This window comes from Corynebacterium sp. H127 (genome assembly GCF_037482665.1).
Taxonomy (GTDB): Bacteria; Actinomycetota; Actinomycetes; order Mycobacteriales; family Mycobacteriaceae; genus Corynebacterium.
Genome location: NZ_JBBHKY010000026.1, coordinates 1 through 1,777 on the forward strand (window position 1 = coordinate 1; position 1,777 = coordinate 1,777).

The 1,777-nt window shown below is 50.3% G+C and carries 3 protein-coding genes and 1 pseudogene; all 4 read right to left on the bottom strand.

The window, feature by feature from the left end:
- On the bottom strand, window positions 1-254 hold a 254-nt coding region (locus WG936_RS12195; RefSeq protein WP_339573059.1), incomplete at its 3' end, for an SMI1/KNR4 family protein.
- Window positions 255-363: 109 nt separating this feature from the next.
- Window positions 364-801, bottom strand: a complete 438-nt coding sequence (locus WG936_RS12200) for a hypothetical protein (protein WP_339573060.1) — start codon at window positions 799-801, stop codon at window positions 364-366.
- Window positions 798-1,220 carry a hypothetical protein gene (locus WG936_RS12205; protein ID WP_339573061.1) on the bottom strand — a complete coding sequence of 141 codons (423 nt, stop codon included), beginning with the start codon at window positions 1,218-1,220 and terminating at the stop codon, window positions 798-800. The genes WG936_RS12200 and WG936_RS12205 overlap by 4 nt, the downstream gene beginning before the upstream one ends.
- Window positions 1,221-1,231: 11 nt before the next feature.
- Window positions 1,232-1,777: pseudogene (locus WG936_RS12210) on the bottom strand (hypothetical protein); the annotation flags it as partial.

The window sequence follows — 1,777 nt, forward strand, 5'->3', positions numbered from 1 at the left end:
GTGCCAGTGTAGGATCCGTTTCCGAAGAAACCCCACAGTGCGAAACCATCCGGGAATCCAAAGGCATCTAGCTGGGCCGGGAAGAAGCGCTTTTCGTAGGCGAGTTTCCCCCCGCCTGTAGTGAGGATCATGTGGCGATAGTCCTCGGGCAGGGTCATGCCGATGTTTGATTCGATGTCCTGCAGCCGCTGTTGTGAGCAAGGCTCAGCACATGTGCTGAAGAGTTCTGTGAAGCTGATTATTTGTGCTTTCATGTCACGTGGGAAATGGAGTAGCCGCCTGTATCTGGAACCAATGCTATTCGGTTCTGGATACAGGTGGCACCTAGGAATCAGTGAGAGGTAGAGGCTTGGCAGGGCATGGTTAGGGTTGCTCAGCGATTGTTTCGTTGCGGAAGCCCTCTGCGCCCCAATAATTCGGATCCCACCAGGTGATCGTTTCGTTGAGGACAATGGTGATCAGGTGATCGGGCAGGATGATTTCCCCGAATTGAACTATCGTGTTTATTCCTTGGCTCTTAAGGCCAGCGGCGAACTCTTCATCGGTTGTTTTCCGGGGATCAAGACATAGGCCGAGGAAGGTGTCGCGGTAGATGTCGGTGAGGGCAACAGTGACGCAGGTGTTGTCTTCGATTCGGCTGACTACCAACGAATATTCTTCGTCGTTGTCTCTGTCGGGGATGTCAATCCAGGCTTCGAGTTCGTCGTCTGCTGGTTGTTGACTGTCCAGGCAGGCTTTGATGGCGTCGTCGAGTGTGCCGCCGAGGGGAAACGGCAGCGTGTAGTCGGTGGTGAAGTTCATGAATTGACCGCACTATCGGGAAACTCGGTCCACAAGATAGAAATAACTTTACCTTTCTCGAAATAAATTTCAATAGGGTAATCCTTGAGGACAACAGTTTCACCGTCGTAGTCCGCCTCAATCCCTTTGGCGAGCAATGCTTTCAGGAAAGGAATTGCGCGAAGGGAGAGATCAGTCCCCATAAAAGAATCACCCGGTTCGATGTCGACAAGCTCCATGGCGACAACTTTCTTATCCCTTATTGAGCCTTTAATGAGCCGCTTCTTGTTGCCTATTTCCAGATAGCTTAAAGCTTGTGATCCTAAAGATGGATCAATCCAGGTCAGATCGTCAATTTTTATATCCATTAGGCGACCTTCGTAAGAGAGTGGTTCTTTACCGGGATTGAGGGCTTGAAAAAAATCGGGCTGGAAATCCATAGACATTCTCCTTATGTCAGCGTTGTTCTGAAGTCGACTTTCATGTATCCCTTACTTAGAGCGTAGTCCAGCATTTCATTAAGAGCTGCTGTGTACTTGCCGGGGAACAGTTCCTCTAGGCGGTTGTATTCTATCTCATAGATTTTGTCTATTTTTCCTTCCCGGATCAGTTCTTCTTGGCGGGCGCGATAAGCAGCGGCTTCAGGAGACTGTCCATAGGAAAGTGTTCGCTTATGGTCTTCGGGGAGCATCTGAATGGCGGGGCCTTTATACTCGCTCAGATCACCGGGAAGATCGGAGCGCACATTCCGCATAACCGATTGGGCGACAATATGATGCCGTTCGAATGAGACGTATTCCACACCAGGTGCTTTACGAACATTGGATGTTGAAAGATTTGCGTAGTGGCCCCCGCGGAATCCCTTGCCATCAGGTGGAAAAATGGAGCATTTGAGCGCAACGAATGCAAAGCTTGGTGTGCCTCGGTCTGTCGATGTTTTATGGGAATTACCGAAGTTAAAGGACCACGCTGGTCGATCCAGGCGAACAGCAGACGT